Origin of the sequence: Blastococcus carthaginiensis (assembly GCF_030731085.1) — a bacterium.
In the GTDB taxonomy this organism is placed as follows: domain Bacteria; phylum Actinomycetota; class Actinomycetes; order Mycobacteriales; family Geodermatophilaceae; genus Blastococcus; species Blastococcus carthaginiensis.
In genome coordinates, this window is record NZ_JASNFN010000010.1 from 15792 (window position 1) to 31998 (window position 16207).

General features: G+C 72.2%; 14 protein-coding genes. 7 read left to right on the forward strand and 7 right to left on the reverse strand.

Going from position 1 to position 16207, the window contains the following annotated elements; translation table 11 throughout:
• Positions 1-66: 66 nt before the first annotated feature.
• Together QOZ88_RS09605 and QOZ88_RS09610 are read left to right on the forward strand one after the other, a co-directional pair.
• Positions 67-663: an ANTAR domain-containing response regulator gene (locus QOZ88_RS09605; protein ID WP_305999558.1), complete on the forward strand. Its 597-nt coding sequence runs from the start codon at positions 67-69 to the stop codon at positions 661-663.
• A gap of 235 nt (positions 664-898) precedes the next feature.
• A complete protein-coding gene (locus tag QOZ88_RS09610; protein ID WP_305999559.1) occupies positions 899-2242 on the forward strand; it encodes an ABC transporter substrate-binding protein in 1344 nt (447 codons plus the stop codon).
• A 558-nt stretch (positions 2243-2800) separates the two neighbouring features.
• Here QOZ88_RS09610 and QOZ88_RS09615 read toward each other — a convergent pair.
• From QOZ88_RS09615 to QOZ88_RS09635, 5 genes are all read right to left on the reverse strand, one after another.
• On the reverse strand, positions 2801-3715 hold the full coding sequence (locus tag QOZ88_RS09615; protein WP_305999560.1) for an ABC transporter ATP-binding protein: 915 nt from the start codon (positions 3713-3715) through the stop codon (positions 2801-2803).
• Positions 3712-4725, reverse strand: coding sequence for an ABC transporter ATP-binding protein (locus QOZ88_RS09620; protein WP_305999561.1), 1014 nt, complete (start codon positions 4723-4725; stop codon positions 3712-3714). The genes QOZ88_RS09615 and QOZ88_RS09620 overlap by 4 nt, the downstream gene beginning before the upstream one ends.
• The gene (locus QOZ88_RS09625; RefSeq protein ID WP_305999562.1) at positions 4715-5713 is read right to left on the reverse strand and encodes a branched-chain amino acid ABC transporter permease; all 999 of its coding nucleotides are present in this window, start codon (positions 5711-5713) and stop codon (positions 4715-4717) included. Before QOZ88_RS09625 ends, QOZ88_RS09620 begins: the two co-directional genes overlap by 11 nt.
• Positions 5714-5716: 3 nt before the next feature.
• The gene (locus QOZ88_RS09630) at positions 5717-6964 is read right to left on the reverse strand and encodes a branched-chain amino acid ABC transporter permease (RefSeq protein WP_305999563.1); all 1248 of its coding nucleotides are present in this window, start codon (positions 6962-6964) and stop codon (positions 5717-5719) included.
• Between the two features lie 247 nt (positions 6965-7211).
• Positions 7212-7628 carry a PaaI family thioesterase gene (locus QOZ88_RS09635; protein ID WP_305999564.1) on the reverse strand — a complete coding sequence of 139 codons (417 nt, stop codon included), beginning with the start codon at positions 7626-7628 and terminating at the stop codon, positions 7212-7214.
• A gap of 66 nt (positions 7629-7694) precedes the next feature.
• Between QOZ88_RS09635 and polA the strand changes: the two genes are divergently transcribed.
• The gene (polA, locus tag QOZ88_RS09640; RefSeq protein WP_305999565.1) at positions 7695-10433 is read left to right on the forward strand and encodes a DNA polymerase I; all 2739 of its coding nucleotides are present in this window, start codon (positions 7695-7697) and stop codon (positions 10431-10433) included.
• 105 nt (positions 10434-10538) lie between these two features.
• Positions 10539-11606, forward strand: coding sequence for an AI-2E family transporter (locus QOZ88_RS09645; protein ID WP_305999566.1), 1068 nt, complete (start codon positions 10539-10541; stop codon positions 11604-11606).
• A gap of 15 nt (positions 11607-11621) precedes the next feature.
• Here the strand turns inward: QOZ88_RS09645 and QOZ88_RS09650 are convergent, their stop codons facing one another.
• Entirely contained in the window at positions 11622-12470 is an 849-nt protein-coding gene (locus QOZ88_RS09650; RefSeq protein ID WP_305999567.1) for a class I SAM-dependent methyltransferase, read from the reverse strand.
• 220 nt (positions 12471-12690) lie between these two features.
• Between QOZ88_RS09650 and rpsA the strand changes: the two genes are divergently transcribed.
• A complete protein-coding gene (gene rpsA / locus QOZ88_RS09655) occupies positions 12691-14154 on the forward strand; it encodes a 30S ribosomal protein S1 (protein ID WP_305999568.1) in 1464 nt (487 codons plus the stop codon).
• Positions 14155-14431: 277 nt separating this feature from the next.
• Here the strand turns inward: rpsA and QOZ88_RS09660 are convergent, their stop codons facing one another.
• Positions 14432-14692 carry a hypothetical protein gene (locus QOZ88_RS09660; RefSeq protein ID WP_305999569.1) on the reverse strand — a complete coding sequence of 87 codons (261 nt, stop codon included), beginning with the start codon at positions 14690-14692 and terminating at the stop codon, positions 14432-14434.
• Between the two features lie 145 nt (positions 14693-14837).
• Between QOZ88_RS09660 and coaE the strand changes: the two genes are divergently transcribed.
• A complete protein-coding gene (gene coaE, locus QOZ88_RS09665; RefSeq protein ID WP_305999570.1) occupies positions 14838-15434 on the forward strand; it encodes a dephospho-CoA kinase in 597 nt (198 codons plus the stop codon).
• Positions 15427-16179 carry a GNAT family N-acetyltransferase gene (locus QOZ88_RS09670; protein ID WP_305999571.1) on the forward strand — a complete coding sequence of 251 codons (753 nt, stop codon included), beginning with the start codon at positions 15427-15429 and terminating at the stop codon, positions 16177-16179. Before coaE ends, QOZ88_RS09670 begins: the two co-directional genes overlap by 8 nt.
• Positions 16180-16207 lie beyond the last annotated feature (28 nt).

The window sequence follows — 16207 nt, forward strand, 5'->3', positions numbered from 1 at the left end:
GCGACCGGCGCCCGAGAAGAGTAGCGGGGCGGTGCCCGGCGGCCGACGCCGATAGGCTGCCGTCCCGTGAGCAGCGAGCCGATCCGGGTCCTGATCGCCGAGGACGAGGCGCTGATCCGTCTCGACCTCAAGGAGATGCTCGAGGAGGAGGGGTACCGCGTCGTCGCCGAGGTCGGCGACGGCCAGCAGGCCGTGGAGCGCGCGGAGGAGCTGCGTCCCGACCTGGTCATCCTGGACATCCAGATGCCGGTGCTCGACGGTCTCTCCGCCGCGGAGCGGATCGCCTCGGCACGGATCGCGCCGGTCATCGTGCTCACCGCCTTCAGCCAGCGCGAGCTGGTCGAACGCGCCCGCGACGCGGGCGCGATGGCCTACCTGGTCAAGCCGTTCTCCAAGAACGACCTCGTGCCGGCCATCGAGGTTGCGCGCGGCCGTTTCGCCGAGATGACGGCGCTGGACGGGGAGGTCAAGGACCTCGGGGAGCGGCTGGAGACCCGCAAGGTCGTCGAGCGGGCGAAGGGCCGGCTGATGACCGATCAGGGCATGACCGAGGCCGAGGCCTTCCGCTGGATCCAGCGCACAGCGATGAACCAGCGGACCAGCATGAAGGCCTTGGCGGAGTCCATCCTGGCGGCGACGACGGCCGGCGAAGGCCCCGCCTGACCTTCGGGTCGCGCCCCGATCGCGCGTGCCGAGCGGCAGCATCATCCGTCCTCCACGCACCGTGCTGCCGGTTCCACGGTGCGGAGACGCAGGTCACGACCTCATCACGGTCGTTCCGCAGCAGGGTGCAACCCCCCGGACGGAGGCTAGGTTCTGCGCACCGATCGGCGCCCGGTCGATCGCCGTCGCGTACGCGCCGGCGTCCGGGCGCACTGATGACACTGGGAGTTGCTTGATGCGCACTGGCACTACTGCCCGCAGCATCGCCGTCACCGGTGCTGCCCTGCTGGCGCTGACCGCCTGCGGTGGCGGCGACGAGGATGGCGGCACCACGGACGCCGGTGGTGACACCGGCGGCGGCGAGAAGCAGGTCAACGTCTACGGCACCGACGGCAACATGGGTAACGCCCTCGGTGAGTCCTTCACGACGGAGGGCGCCCTGGCCGGCATGAGGGGGACCACCCCGCTCACCGACCTGGGCACGGAGTTCCAGGAGAGGCTGCTGGCGGTCGACCCGAATCTGCAGGACTTCAACTACTCGGCCGAGACTTACGACGCGATCATCATCAGCGCGCTGGCCTCGGTGCTGGCGGGTAGCACGGTGCCCACGGAGTTCGCCCCGTACATCAACGGCGTCACCTTCGGGGGCGAGGCGTGCGACAGCTTCAGCTCCTGCTTGGACATCATCAACGCCGGTGGGAACCCCGACTACGACGGCGTCTCCGGGCCGCTGAGCTTCACCGAGCCGGGTGAGCCGGCTCAGGCGAGCTTCGGCATCCTGGAGTTCGGTCAGGACAACGCGCTCGACGAGGGCCAGACCACCTTCGAGATCTCCGGTGACGAGGGCAACGCAGCCACCGACGAGGGCCCGGCGCCGGCCGCGCCCGGCACGACCTCCACGGACCCGCTGGTGATCGGCACGCTGCTGCCGCTGACCGGCAACCTGGCCTTCCTCGGCCCGCCCGAGGTCGCCGGTGCCCGCCTGGCCGTCCAGGAGATCAACGAGGCCGGCGGCGTGCTCGGCCAGGAGGTGCAGCTGATCGAGGGTGACTCGGGCGACGCCTCGACCGACACCGCCTCGCAGACGGTGGACCGGCTGCTGCAGCAGAACGTCGACGTCATCGTCGGTGCCGCGTCGTCCGGGGTGAGCCTGACCGTCATCGACGCCATCACCCGCGCCGGTGTGGTCCAGTTCTCGCCGGCCAACACGTCGGACCAGTTCACGACCTACAACGACAACGGGCTGTACTTCCGGACGGCTCCGCCGGACACCCTGCAGGCCCGGGCGCTGTCGGACCTGATCATCAACGACGGCAACAACACCGTCGGGATCATGGCGCTGAACGACCCGTACGGCACCGGTCTCATGGAGAACACCGTCGCGAACCTGGAGGCGGCCGGACTCTCCGCGGACAGCATCGAGACGCTGACCTACGACCCGCAGGCGGCGAACTTCGACGCCGAGGTCCAGCAGATGGTGGAGTTCAACCCCGACGCCATCGTGGTCATCGGCTTCGAGGAGTCGGCGCGGATCATCGAGGCGCTCAACGCCGAGGGCATCGGTCCCGCGCGCAGCTGAGGTCACCCGGCCGCGTCGCGTCGTCACGGTGACGCGGCACGGCTGACCGCCGGTCACAGTGGCCCGGCCCCCCCCCCGGGGGCGGGGGGCGGCGGCGGCGGGGCGGCCGCGGGGGGGCCCGCCCCCGCGGGCCCCGCCCCCCCGGGGGGGCGCCGGGCCACTGTGCCGTCCGGGACCCGGCGGGCACGACCCGACGGTGCAGTCCGGGGGCACCCCCCGCGGTGGCCGTGCTGCTCGCCGAGCGACCGCGGTGGGTGGCCCCACCGGTGGGGCCGGGCCATCGCCAGTGGGTAGCGAGAGGTGGCGACGGCGCGGCCGTGGCCGACGGCAGGTGCGAGCGACCTCGTCCAAGACGAGCTCACCGGCGGCGTCCGACGCGGCTGCCGGTCCGCCTCAGTGTCTGGACCGGCCGGTCGGGAGCTGGACGGCGTCCGGGGTCGTGGACGGCCGGCAAGGGTCTCAGGTGCCCTGTCCGGGCCCTGCGGGCCGGTAGACGGCTCCGGCGCCGTTCCCCGAGAGGGACGGCGCCGGGCGCTGAGGGGGAGGGGCTGGGACCGGTCAGTGCGCCTTGGCCAGCGTGCCGAGGTACAGCTCGATGACCTTGGGGTCGTGCATAAGCGACTCGCCGGTGGCCGTGTACGCGTTGCGGCCCTGGTCGAGCACGTAGCCGCGGTCGCAGATCTGCAGACAGCGGCGAGCGTTCTGCTCGACCATGATGATCGAGACACCGGTGGCGTTGATCCGCCGGCAGCGGATGAACACCTCGTCCTGGTAGGCGGGGGACAGGCCGGCAGACGGCTCGTCGAGCAGCAGCACCGACGGCTCCATCATCAGCGCCCGGCCCATCGCGACCATCTGCCGCTCACCGCCGGACAGCGAGCCGGCCTTGATCTTCCGGCGCTCCCCGAGCATGGGGAACAGCTCGGCGACGTAGTCGAACCGCTCCTTGACCACCTTCGGGCGCAGGTAGGCACCCATCTCCATGTTCTCCTCGATGGTGAGGGAGGGGAACACGTTGTTGTTCTGCGGGACGTAGCCCACGCCCAGGGAGACCAGCCGGTGTGCCGGCGCCGACGTGATGTCCTCGCCGCGCAGCGTCACCGACCCGGACCGCACCGGGATGAGGCCGAACAGCGCCTTCAGCAACGTGGACTTGCCGGCGCCGTTCGGACCGATGATCCCCACCAGCTCGCCGTCGTTCAGGTAGAAGTCGCACTCGTTGAGGATGTTCACCCCCGGCAGGTAGCCGGCGACGAGTTCGTCGGCCCGGATGAGTGCGTCCGCGGCGAGGCGGACGTGCTCCCCGCGGGTGGCCGCCTGCTCGGCGGGCGAGAGGTCGCCGGAGGACTCGGCCCGGGTCGGTCCCCGGTCGACGGCCGCTGATGCGTCCCCCTGGTCGACCGGCCGGTCGAACTCGTACTCCGGGTCGGTGCTCTCGCGCGGGTCCTTGCCCTGGCCGGGGTCGATGCTCATCGGTCCGTGCCCTTCTCGTCGGGGCGTCCGGGGCGCCGGAGGTCGTCGGGGTGCTCCTCGCGGGAGATGCTCTCCTCCGCCTCGGCGAGGACGCGGTCCTCCTCCTCGATGGTGAGTGCGGCGTCGTGGTGCGCACCGAGGTAGGCGTCGACCACCGCCTGGTTCTGGCTGATGGACTCCGGCGGGCCTTCGGCGATGACCTTGCCCGCGGCCATCACGACCACCCAGTCGCTGATGTCACGGACGACGTCCATGTCGTGCTCGACGAAGACCACCGTCATGCCTTGCTCGCGCAGGTCCTTGACGTGTCCGAGCAGGCTCTGCGTCAGCGCCGGGTTCACCCCGGCCATCGGCTCGTCGAGCATGACGACCTGGGGGTCGCTCATCAGCGCGCGGGCCATCTCGAGCAGCTTGCGCTGTCCCCCGGAGAGGGTGCCGGCGAAGTCGTCCTTCTTGGCGTCGAGCTTGAACCGGCGGAGCAGCTCCATGGCCTTCTCCGTGTTGGCCTTCTCCTGTGCCCGCCACGTACCGGGAACGAGAGCGCGGAGGAAGCTCTCACCCTTCTGCCCCTGCGCGCCCAGCAGCATGTTCTGCAGCACGGTGAGCCGGGACAGCGCCTTGGTGAGCTGGAAGGTGCGGACCACGCCGAGCCGCGCCACCTGGTGCGGGGCGAGCTTCCCGAGCGGCCGGCCGTCGAACGACCAGGTGCCGCCGTCGGGCTGGTCGAACCCGGTGAGCAGGTTGAACAGCGTGGTCTTGCCGGCTCCGTTCGGCCCGATCAGCCCGGTGATGCCGCCGCGCTGGATCTCCAGGTGGTCGACCGAGACGGCCGTGAGGCCGCCGAAGGTCCGGACCACGCCGTCGACCACGATCGCGGGGTCGGGCTTGGCGATCCCGACCTCCCAGGGCAGGTCCCGCAGCGCGGCCTGGGCCAGCCGCTGCGGGGCGGCGCCGGCACCGCCGGTCGTGGACAGGGCGTGCGCCCCGGTGGGCGTCGGCTCAGCGGGCATCGAGCATCACCTCTCGTCGGTCGCCGAAGATGCCCTGCGGCCGGAAGATCAGCAGCAGGATCAGGCCGAGACCGATCAGGACGAACCGGATCTGGGCCACGTCGGTGGCCGACAGCACGTTCTCCGGGATGATCCCGTTGCTGATCAGCGTACGCAGCCCGGTGTCGGCGAACTGGATGATGAAGTACAGGATCATGGCGCCGATCACGGGCCCGAGGACGCGGGCCGCTCCACCCAGGATCAGCGCCGCGTAGGCCAGGAACGTGTTGGCGTTCTGGTACTGGTCCGGAGTGGCCGAGGCGGTGCCGAGCGCGTAGACCATGCCGCCCAGTGCACCCAGGACGCCGCCCAGCACGAGCGCCTGCATCTTGTAGACGTAGACGTTCTTGCCGAGCGCCCGCACGGCGTCCTCGTCCTCGCGGATGGACCTCACGACCCGGCCCCAGGGGCTGCGGACCAGCAGCCACACCAGCAGGCAGGCCAGCGCCACGAGCACCCAGCCGACCAGCGTCACCCAGAGGTCCGCTCCGCTCCAGCGGGTGCCCAGGATGCTGTAGCGCTGGGCGGTGTCCCACGGGGCGAGTTCGACGAAGGGGTCGCTGAAGCCGGACAGACCCCGGGTACCTGCGGTGATCGGCGTCGCCGAGACCGACCGGAACGTGAGCCGGAGCCCCTCCGCGGCGGCGATGGTGGCGATCGCCAGGTAGTCGGCGCGCAACCGCAGCGTCGGGATGCCCAGCAGCAGCGCGAGGACGACGGCGGCGGCGATGCCGATGACCACGCCGACCCAGAAGGGCAGCCCCCACTGGGAGACGGAGATGGCGATGCCGTACCCGCCGAGCATGGCGAAGGCGATCTGACCGAAGTTCAGCAGTCCCGTGTACGCGAACTGGATGTTGAGCCCGATCGCGAGCAGGGCGAAGAAGGCGGCCTGGAAACCGAGCCCGGCCTTGAGTGCGACGGCGAGTGCGTCGATGAGTTCAGCCATGGCTCAACCAATCCGGGCCCGGCTGCCGAGGATGCCCTGCGGCCGCACGATGAGGATGACGATGAGGAGGAGGAGCCCGCCGACGTACTTCATGTCGTTGGGGATCACCAGCGTCGACATCTGGACGAAGACGCCGACGACGATGCTGCCGATGAGGGCGCCGTAGGCGGTGCCGAGACCGCCGAGCGTGACGCCGGCGAACATGAGCAGCAGCAGGCGGAAGCCCATGTCCCACTGGACCTCGTCGGAGAGGCCGAGGAGGACGCCGCCCAGCGCGGCGAGTGCGCCACCGACCATCCAGACCACGAGGATCACCCGGTTGACGTCGATGCCGGAAGAGGCAGCGAGGTCGCGGTTGTCGGAGACGGCCCGCATGGCCTTGCCCATCGTGGTCCGCTGCAGCATGAAGGCCACGAGCACCAGGACCGCCAGCGCGATGACCATCGACGCGAGGTCCTTGTTGGTCATCGAGAAGGCGCCGTAGTCGACACTGCGCTGGCCGCGGTAGTCGGCGAAGGCGTTCGACCGCCCGCCGTAGAAGACCTGGTACAGGTAGCGGAGCAGCAGGGACAACGCGATCGAGATGACCAGCGCGGCCACCAGCCCGGTGCCCCGCCGGCGCAGCGGCCGCCACAGGCCGATCTCGTTGAGCGCACCGATGCCGGCGCCGACGACCATCGCGAGGATGGCCGCGGGGATCAGCGGTACGCCGGCGCCCACGTTGATGAACCACGCGGCGATCGCACCGATGGTCACCAGTTCGCCGTGGGCGAAGTTGACCAGGCCGGTGGTGCCGAAGATCAGCGAGAGACCGATGGCGGCCATGGCGATCAGCAGGCCGAAACGGAGCCCCGAGACCAGCAGCTCCACCCAGCGGATGGAACCGCCGCCGGAGTTCCGGCTCCCGTCGTTGAGCCCGATGATGACGCCCTGCTGCCGGCCCTCGTCCACGGTCACCGACCGGCTGGGCTCGCCGTTGAGGGTGACGCCTTCGGGGAGATCGCCCGCGTCGACCGTGACCGTGTACTGGCCGGGGCCGGGCAGGTCGACCGACCAGCGGCCCTGCTCGTCGGTCTCCACCGTGTCGATCTCGGCGCCGGACATCTCGGCGACCTCGACGGAGATGCCTTCGATCGGCCCGCTCACGCTGGTCTGCAGGGTGCCGAAGATCCGTTCACCGGCCTCCTCGGCGGCGTGGGCGGCGCCCGGCACCAGGGCGGTGAGCCCGGCGACGAACAGGCCGACCAGCACCAGGCGTACAGCGGTGAGACCTGGGTGCGGTGGTCCACCGGCCGGTATCCGAGCCCCCGCTCTCGCGGTACTGCTTCGTCGACCGTGCCGGCGGACACGGTCCGTCGGGTGCGTCACTCGACCTCCTCGGCGGTTTCGTTGAGGAGGGAACCTAACGCAGTTGTGTGATCTGTCCCCCACCGTGCACCGACCTGTGACCTTTCCGCGACACGCCGGGCACCCGTTCGTGGTGGCGCAGGACGCCGGCTCAGGGCTCTCGCGGCGCCTTCAGCGTCATGCAGGTGAGCCTGGCGGTGGCGGTCTGCCGGCCCCGGTCGTCGCTGATCTCGATGACGAAAGTCGACAGCGTGCGGCCCCGGCGCACCGGCGTGCAGACGGCGGTGACCGTGCCGGCTGTCGCGGCGCGCAGGTAGCTCACGTTGAGCTCGATGCCGACGACCTGCTTGTCCGGTCCGGCGCTCACCGCCGCGGCCATCGACCCGATCGTCTCGGCGAGCGTGCAGGTGGCCCCGCCGTGCAGCAGGCCGAAGGGCTGCTCGTTGCCTGCGACCGGCATCGTCGCGACCAGCCGGTCGGGGTCCCAGTCGGTGATCCGCACGCCGAGCTTGTCGTCGAGGGGGCTGCTGATGCCGTCGGGCAGCCAGTCCGGGGGAGGGGTGCTCACCCCGGCACCGTAGCGACCGGTCCGGCGCGTCCCGGGTGTCGGTGGCTGGCCCTACGATCGGCGGCGATGTCCGCTCCGGTCTCCACCTCCGCACCCGCCGCCCCCTCGAGCCAGGGCGCGCGCCCGCGGCTGCTGCTCCTCGACGGGCACTCGCTGGCCTACCGCGCGTTCTTCGCGCTGCCGGTGGAGAACTTCTCGACCACGACGGGGCAGCCGACGAACGCCGTCTACGGCTTCACGTCGATGTTGATCAACATCCTGCGCGACGAGCAGCCCACGCACCTCGCCGTCGCCTTCGACGTCGGGCGCAAGACCTTCCGCAGCGAGATCTACGCCGAGTACAAGGCCAACCGCGCCGAGAGCCCGACCGACTTCCGCGGGCAGGTCAGCCTGGTGCAGGAGGTGCTCGGCGCCCTGCGCGTCCCGGTGATCACCGCCGAGGGCTACGAGGCCGATGACGTGATCGCCACGCTCACCGTGCAGGCCGTCGAGCAGGGCATGGACGTGCTGATCGCCACCGGCGACCGCGACGCGCTGCAGCTGGTGAACGAGCAGGTCACCGTGCTCTACCCGCGCAAGGGCGTCTCGGACATGACCCGCTTCACGCCGGCGGAGGTCGAGACCAAGTACGGCCTGTCTCCCGCGCAGTACCCGGACTTCGCGGCGCTGCGGGGCGACCCGAGCGACAACCTGCCCAGCATCCCGAGCGTGGGGGAGAAGACGGCCGCCAAGTGGGTCCGGGAGTACGGCTCGCTGGACGCGCTGGTCGACCAGGTGGACACGGTCAAGGGCAAGGTCGGGGAGAAGCTGCGCGAGCACCTCTCCTCGGTGCTCCAGAACCGGCGGCTCACCGAGCTCGACCGGCAGGTGCCCCTGGAGGTGGGGCCCGTCGACCTCGCCGTCCAGCCGTGGGACCGCAACGAGGTGCACACGCTCTTCGACAACCTGCAGTTCCGGGTGCTGCGGGACCGGCTCTTCGCCACCCTCACCAGCGCCGAGCCGGAGGTGGAGGGCGGCTTCGAGGTCACGGTCGACGAGGTGCCCGCCGGGGAACTGGGCGCCTGGCTGGAGGCGCACGCCCGCACCGGCCGCACCGGCGTGATCTTCCGGGGCAGCTGGGGCCGGGGTGCCGGCGAGCTCGCCGGCCTCGCGCTCGCCGCCGCCGACGGCCACACGACCTTCGTCGACCTCGGCCCCGGGCTGCACGTCGCGGACGAGCAGGCGCTCGCCGCCTGGCTCGCCGACGCCGACCGGCCGAAGGTGGTGCACGAGGTCAAGGGCCCGCTGCTGGCGATCTGGGCCCGCGGCTGGGAGCTCGCCGGGGTCGTCGGCGACACCGCGCTGGCCGCCTACCTCGCGCTGCCGGGGCAGCGCTCCTTCGACCTCGGCGACCTGGCGGTCCGCTACCTGCGCCGCGAGCTCAAGGACGCCGCCGAGCCCGAGAGGCAGCTGACCCTCGACGGCCTGGGGCCGAGCGAGGACGACGTCGCCGCCGAGGCCGCGAAGGCCGACGTCCTCAAGGCGGTGGCGGTCAACGACCTCTCCGACGCCCTCGAGCAGGTGCTCGGCCAGCGGGGCGGCGGTCACCTGCTCGGCGAGATCGAGCTGCCCCTGACGTTCGTGCTGGGCCGCATGGAGCACCGGGGCATCGCCGCCGACCTCGACTTCCTCCACGACCTGCAGCGCGAGTTCGCCGAGGGGGTCGCCGCGGCCGCGGCCGAGTGCTACGCCGTCATCGGCCGCGAGGTGAACCTGGGCTCGCCGAAGCAGTTGCAGATCGTGCTCTTCGACGAGCTGGGGCTGCCCAAGACGAAGAAGAACAAGACCGGCTACACCACCGACGCCGAGGCGCTGACCAACCTGCTCGCGCAGACCGGGCACCCGTTCCTCGAGCACCTGATGCGCCACCGCGATGTCACCCGGCTGCGGACGGTCATCGACGGGCTGATCCCGATGGTCGACGACGCCGGGCGCATCCACACCACCTTCCAGCAGACGATCGCGGCGACCGGCCGGCTCTCCTCGACCGACCCCAACCTGCAGAACATCCCGATCCGCACCGCCGAGGGGCGGCGGATCCGGCAGGCGTTCGTCGTGGGCCAGGGCTACGAGTCGCTGATGACGGCCGACTACAGCCAGATCGAGATGCGGATCATGGCGCACCTCTCGGGCGACGAGGGGCTCATCGAGGCGTTCACGTCGGGGGAGGACCTGCACTCCTTCGTCGCCTCGCGGGCCTTCGACATCCCGATCGAGGAGGTCGACCCTGAGATGCGCCGCCGGATCAAGGCGATGAGCTACGGGCTGGCCTACGGGCTCTCCGCCTACGGGCTGTCCGGGCAGCTGCGCATCTCGGTCGACGAGGCGCGCGAGCAGATGCACGCGTACTTCGAGCGCTTCGGCGGCATCCGCGACTACCTCGACGGCGTCGTGGACGACGCCCGGCAGACCGGCTACACCGAGACCACGCTGGGTCGGCGGCGCTACCTGCCCGATCTGACCAGCGACAACGGGCAGCGGCGGCAGATGGCCGAGCGCATGGCGCTCAACGCCCCCATCCAGGGTTCGGCCGCCGACGTCATCAAGGTGGCGATGCTGAACGTGGAGAAGGCGATCGCGGCCGAAGGGCTGGCGTCGCGGATGCTGCTGCAGGTCCACGACGAGCTGGTGCTCGAGGTCGCGCCGGGGGAGAAGGACGCCCTGGAGGCGCTCGTCCGCCGCGAGATGGCGGGCGCCGCGCAGCTGTCGGTGCCGCTGGAGGTCTCGGTCGGCGTCGGGTCCAGCTGGGACGCCGCGGCCCACTGACGGCGGCGCCCCGGCCGGAGCGCCCCGCGTTACAGGCTGTTGTCGATCCGCGGCGGCGGGCCCGGTGGATGTGTCAGGGGCCGATCCCCGGTCCACACCGGATCCATGAGCTCCCCACCCCCCAGCGGTCCGACCCGTCCCGCCGTCCCCGCCTGGCTGGCGCGGTCGTCGGCCGTGGGCGGCCGGCTGCTCGTCCTCGCGGTCCTGCTCTGGCTGCTCGCCGGTTTCGCGGTCAAGGTGACGCTGCCGCTGGTGGCCGTCCTGATCGCCCTGCTCGTCGCCGGCATCCTGGCGCCGCTCGTGGAGTGGGCGCACGTCCGCGGCGCGCCCCGCTGGCTGGCGGCGGGCGGGGCGGTGCTGCTCCTGGTCGGTGTCCTCGGCGGCGGGTTCCTGGCCCTGGGCGCGCGCATCGCCGGCCAGCTGCCGCGGTTGCGAGAGCAGTTCCAGCAGGTCTCCTCGGACCTGTCGCAGCGTTTCGGCGTCGAGCTGCCGAGCTTCGGCTCGTCCGGGGGCTCCGGCGGCGGCTCCGGCGGCGGGACCAGCGCCGGCGACCTGCTCGGCCCGGCGCGGACGCTGGCCGAGGTCGTGGTCGCCGCCTTCCTCGTCGTGGCGCTCGCCTACCTCTTCCTGCACGGGGGGCCGGGCATCTGGCGCTGGCTGCTGGGGAAGTTCGGCGGCCGGGTGCGCGAGGACGTCGACGACGCCGGCCGGGCGGCCTGGACGACCGTGGGCGCCTACGTCCGCGGCCTGACGATCGTGGCGGTGTTCGACGCCGTGGGCATCGGCGTCGGCCTGCTCCTGCTCGGCGTCCCGCTGGCGCTGACCCTCGCGGCGCTGCAGTTCCTGGCGTCCTACATCCCCACGATCGGTGCGTTCGTCGCCGGGCTCGTCGCGGTGGTGGTCGCCTACGCGTCCGGCGGGCTCGTCACGGCCGCCCTCGTCCTGGGGCTGGTGGTGGTCGTGCAGCAGCTCGGCAACTCGTTCGTGGAGCCGTACGTCATGCGCAACCGGCTGCCCCTCAACGCCGCGACGGTGCTGATCGCGGTCACCGTCGGCGGCGTGCTGTGGGGGATCGCCGGGGCGCTGCTGTTCGTCCCGCTCGCCGCGGCGATCTCGGCCGCCGCCCACGAGCTCTGGGTGCGGCACGGGTCGAGACCCATCGCCGGAGGCTGAACCTCGACCAGAGGTTCAGGGCCGGGTGGCGACCAGGATCAACGTCCCGGGGACGAGTGCGCCGCGCTCGGGCGACCACTGGCCCCAGTTCTCCGTGCGCCCGGGCGTCCACTCCGGTTCCACCAGGTCCTCCAGCACGAGGCCGGCCCCGACGACGGCCCGCACCCAGTCGCCGACCGTGCGGTGGTGCTCCACGTACACGGCGCGGCCCGCGTCGTCGGTCTCCACGTAGGGCGTCCGGTCGAAGTAGGAGGAGGTGATCCGCAGGTCCGCGGGGTCGGGGGAGTCGGGGAACGGCCAGCGCATCGGGTGGTTGACCGACGCCACGAAGCGCCCGCCGGGACGCAGCACCCGTGCGACCTCCCGCAGCGCGGCCCCCACGTCGGCCACGAAGGGCAGCCCGCCGAACGCCGAGCAGACGGCGTCCAGGCCGGCGTCGGCCAGGGGCAGCGCACCGGCGTCGGCCTGGAGCAGCGGGACGGCGATCCCCGTCGTCCGGTTGAGCTCGGCGGCGCGGGCGAGCATGCCGCCGGAGAGGTCGAGGGCCACGACGTCGGCCTCGGCGGCCCGCAGCCAGCGGGCGCAGGGCGCCGAGCCGCAGCCGATCTCCAGCACCCGCCGGCCGGCGACCTCGCCGAGCAGGTGGGCGTCGGCCTCGCGGAGGCCCTCGGGGCACCACAGGAAGTCGACGTCGCCGAGGTCGGTGCCGTGCTCGGCCAGGTAGGCCGGGGCCGCGGCGTCCCACCAGCGGCGGTTCGCGCGAGCCGACTCCTCGGTGCCGGCCGCGCGGCGGGCGACCCCGCCCGCGGCGGGGTAGCCGTCGCTGCCGAGAGGGAGGCCGGGGCGGGGAGGGGGTGCGGTCATGACACGCCGATCGTGACACGCCGCCGGCCGGGCAGGAGCGGTCCCACCCAGGTGGACCGGAGGCTCCCGGCGTCCGTACCATTGAGGAGCGCCAGAGGTCTGTCGTGCTCTTCCCCTCCGGGGGACGCCCGCGTCGGTTCTCCCCGCTGCACCTCCCCGCGGTCCGACAGCCGCGGGTCGTCCTGTCCCTACGCATAAACCGTCCGGAGCAACCAACCACATGACCTCCACTCAGGTCCGTCCTTCCAGCACCCCCCAGGTCGCCATCAACGACATCGGTTCCGCCGAGGACTTCCTCGCCGCCATCGACCTGACGATCAAGTACTTCAACGACGGCGACATCGTCGAGGGCGTCATCGTCAAGGTGGACCGGGACGAGGTGCTGCTGGACATCGGCTACAAGACCGAGGGCGTCATCCCCTCGCGCGAGCTCTCCATCAAGCACGACGTCGACCCGAACGAGGTCGTGAAGGTCGGCGACGAGGTGGAAGCCCTGGTTCTCCAGAAGGAGGACAAGGAAGGGCGGCTGATCCTCTCCAAGAAGCGCGCGCAGTACGAGCGCGCCTGGGGCACGATCGAGGCCAAGAAGGAAGCCGACGAGGTCGTCACCGGCACCGTCATCGAGGTCGTCAAGGGTGGTCTCATCCTGGACATCGGCCTGCGCGGGTTCCTCCCGGCGTCGCTGGTCGAGATGCGCCGCGTCCGCGACCTGCAGCCCTACGTGGGCCGCGAGCTCGAGGCGAAGATCATCGAGCTCGACAAGAACCGCAACAACGTCGTGCTGTCCCGCCGCCAGTGGCTGGAGCAGACCCAGTCCGAGGTGCGCAGCGAGTTCCTCAACAAGCTCGCCAAGGGCCAGGTCCGCAGCGGCGTCGTCTCCTCGATCGTCAACTTCGGTGCCTTCGTGGACCTGGGCGGCGTCGACGGCCTGGTGCACGTCTCCGAGCTGTCCTGGAAGCACATCGACCACCCGTCCGAGGTCGTCGAGGTCGGCCAGGAGGTCACCGTCGAGGTCCTCGACGTCGACCTGGACCGCGAGCGCGTCTCCCTGTCGCTGAAGGCGACGCAGGAGGACCCGTGGCGCCAGTTCGCCCGCACGCACCAGATCGGTCAGGTCGTGCCGGGCAAGGTCACCAAGCTCGTCCCCTTCGGTGCGTTCGTGCGCGTCGACGAGGGCATCGAGGGCCTGGTGCACATCTCCGAGCTGGCCGAGCGCCACGTGGAGATCCCCGAGCAGGTCGTGCAGGTCGGCGACGAGATCCTGGTCAAGGTCATCGACATCGACCTGGACCGCCGCCGGATCTCGCTGTCGCTCAAGCAGGCCAACGAGGGCGTCGTCGGCGACGAGGAGACCTTCGACCCGGCCGCCTACGGCATGGCCGCCTCCTACGACGAGCAGGGCAACTACATCTACCCCGAGGGCTTCGACGCCGAGACCGGCGAGTGGCTCGAGGGCTACGACGAGGCCCGCGAGACGTGGGAGCGGCAGTACGCCGAGGCCCAGGCCCGCTTCGAGGCGCACCGCAAGCAGATCGCGGCGGCCAAGGAGGCCGACGCCGAGGCTGCGGCCGGCGGCAGCTACTCCAGCGCCGACGCGACGCCGGACGTCCCCAGCACCGGTGGCACGCTCGCCAGCGACGAGGCGCTCGCCGCGCTCCGCGCCAAGCTGGCCGGCGGCGAGTGACCTGAGGGTCTGACCCACCAGCACCGCACGTCGGAGGCCCAGGACCGTTCGGTCCTGGGCCTCCGTCGTCCCCGGGTGTAGCGGCACCCCGTCGCCGGTGGTCGCGCGGCGTGCCGGCTCTCGGATCCGGGCACGCGGAAGGCCCGTGGACGGCGTCCACGGGCCTTCAGTCGCACTCCGGGTGCGCGTCGCGGCGGCGTGCGGGCGGTGCGGGGGAGCAGGAGGACCCCGCCCTCCGCACCCCTCGCAGGCTCGGGGCGAGCCGCGGGACGGGGCCTTAGAGGCTCAGGATGATGGCGAACGCCGTGCGGGGCCGCCCGCCGGAGCCCGCGAGGAAGCTCCAGGTGTGCCGGCCGGTGGTCGGCGTCGAGAACATCCAGCGCAGCAACGAGCTGCGGTGGGCGACGGCCGGGCGCTGGAACTCCATCCGCTCGCGGACGGCCGGGATGTCGGCGCAGCGCACGCCCGAGGCGGAGCCGAGCCGGTGCCGGCCGGCGGCGCGGGACGACGGGGACGCAGCAGGCGTGTGACGGGACATGTTCTCGGTCTGCCTCTCTCGGCGGGGAAGATCGCCGAGGCAGACGTTAACGGTGGTGCGCGTGTGACTGGAGCGACGCGCCGGGCGCGTCGGCCGCGTGTTACCTCGCCGTGATCTCGAGTCGGGTGGTCGCTACTGTCCGTGCGTGCTGAGGATCGGACTGACGGGCGGGATCGGCTCGGGCAAGAGCACCGTGTCCGGGCTGCTGGTCGAACGCGGTGCCGTGCTGGTGGACGCCGACCGGATCGCCCGCGAGGTGCTCGAACCCGGCACCCCCGGGCTCGCCGCCGTCGTCGCGGAGTTCGGTGACGGGGTGCTGTCCGCCGACGGCTCCCTGGACCGCGCCGCCCTGGCGGCGATCGTCTTCTCCGACGAGAGCGCGCGGCGGCGGCTCGACGCGCTCGTCCACCCGCTCGTGCGGCAGCGCTCGGTAGAGCTCGTCGCCGCGGCCCCGGACGACGCGGTGCTGGTCAACGACGTCCCACTGCTCGTGGAGACCGGGCAGGCGGGGAGCTACGACCTCGTCGTCGTCGTGGCGGCCGAGCGGGAGACGCGGGTGGCCCGGCTGGTCGGGCGGGGGCTCGCCGAGGCCGACGCCCGCGCACGGATCGCCGCCCAGGCCACCGATGAGCAGCGCCGCGCGGTGGCGGACGTCGTGCTGGACAACAGCGGGACGCCGGAGCAGCTGGCCGAGCAGGTCGACCGGTTCTGGGCGGAGCGCGTCGAGCCGGCACGTGGCTGACGCGGGGTCGCTGGTCCGGCGTCGGCGGGAGGCGCGGCAGGAGGTCACCGGCGCGCGGTGGCAGCTGCGCCTGCAGGCCGGTCTGGGCGGGGTGTGGGGGGTGCTGGCCGGCCTCCAGTGGGTGGACGGCGACACGTCGTCGTGGCTGCGGTGGGGATGGGTGGTCCTGGCCGTGGCCTACCTCGGCATCGCTTTCACCTGGCGGCGCAGGCTCGGGCGCGCGAAGGCGCGGCTGGCCGAGCTCTCCGTGGTCGACCTGGCGCCCGTCACCGAGGCGGCCCTGTCGCGACTGATCGCCGCGGCCCTGCACGGGGTCGCCGCTGACGAGGTGACACCGCGGGTCACGCCGGGGGAGCGGTGGTCGCCCGAGCGCGTGGAGTGGCTGCGCGCGTTCCACCGCGAGCGGCGCGCGGGGCTCGACGGGCCGGCGCGGGAGGCGACCTGGGTCGTGGTCGAGGCTGCCGGGGACGGCGAGCGGGTCGTCGGCGCCGCCCGGCTGCGGCGGACCGACGAGCCCGGCGTCCTGGAGGCGGGGCTCTGGCTGGTCACCGAGGCCCGGGGCCGGGAGATCGGGCGGGCCGCGGCGGAGCTGCTGCTGCAGCGCGCACGGGAGGCCGGTGCCTCGACGGTGCGGGTCGGGCCGACCGCCGCCGGCCTGCCCCCGCTGCTGGGTGAGCTGGGGTTCGCCACGGTCACCGACGGGGAGCGCATCGTCGCGGAGCGGGTGCTGCACGACCGGGCGTGAACTCCCGGGAACGGCAGAACCCCAGGCG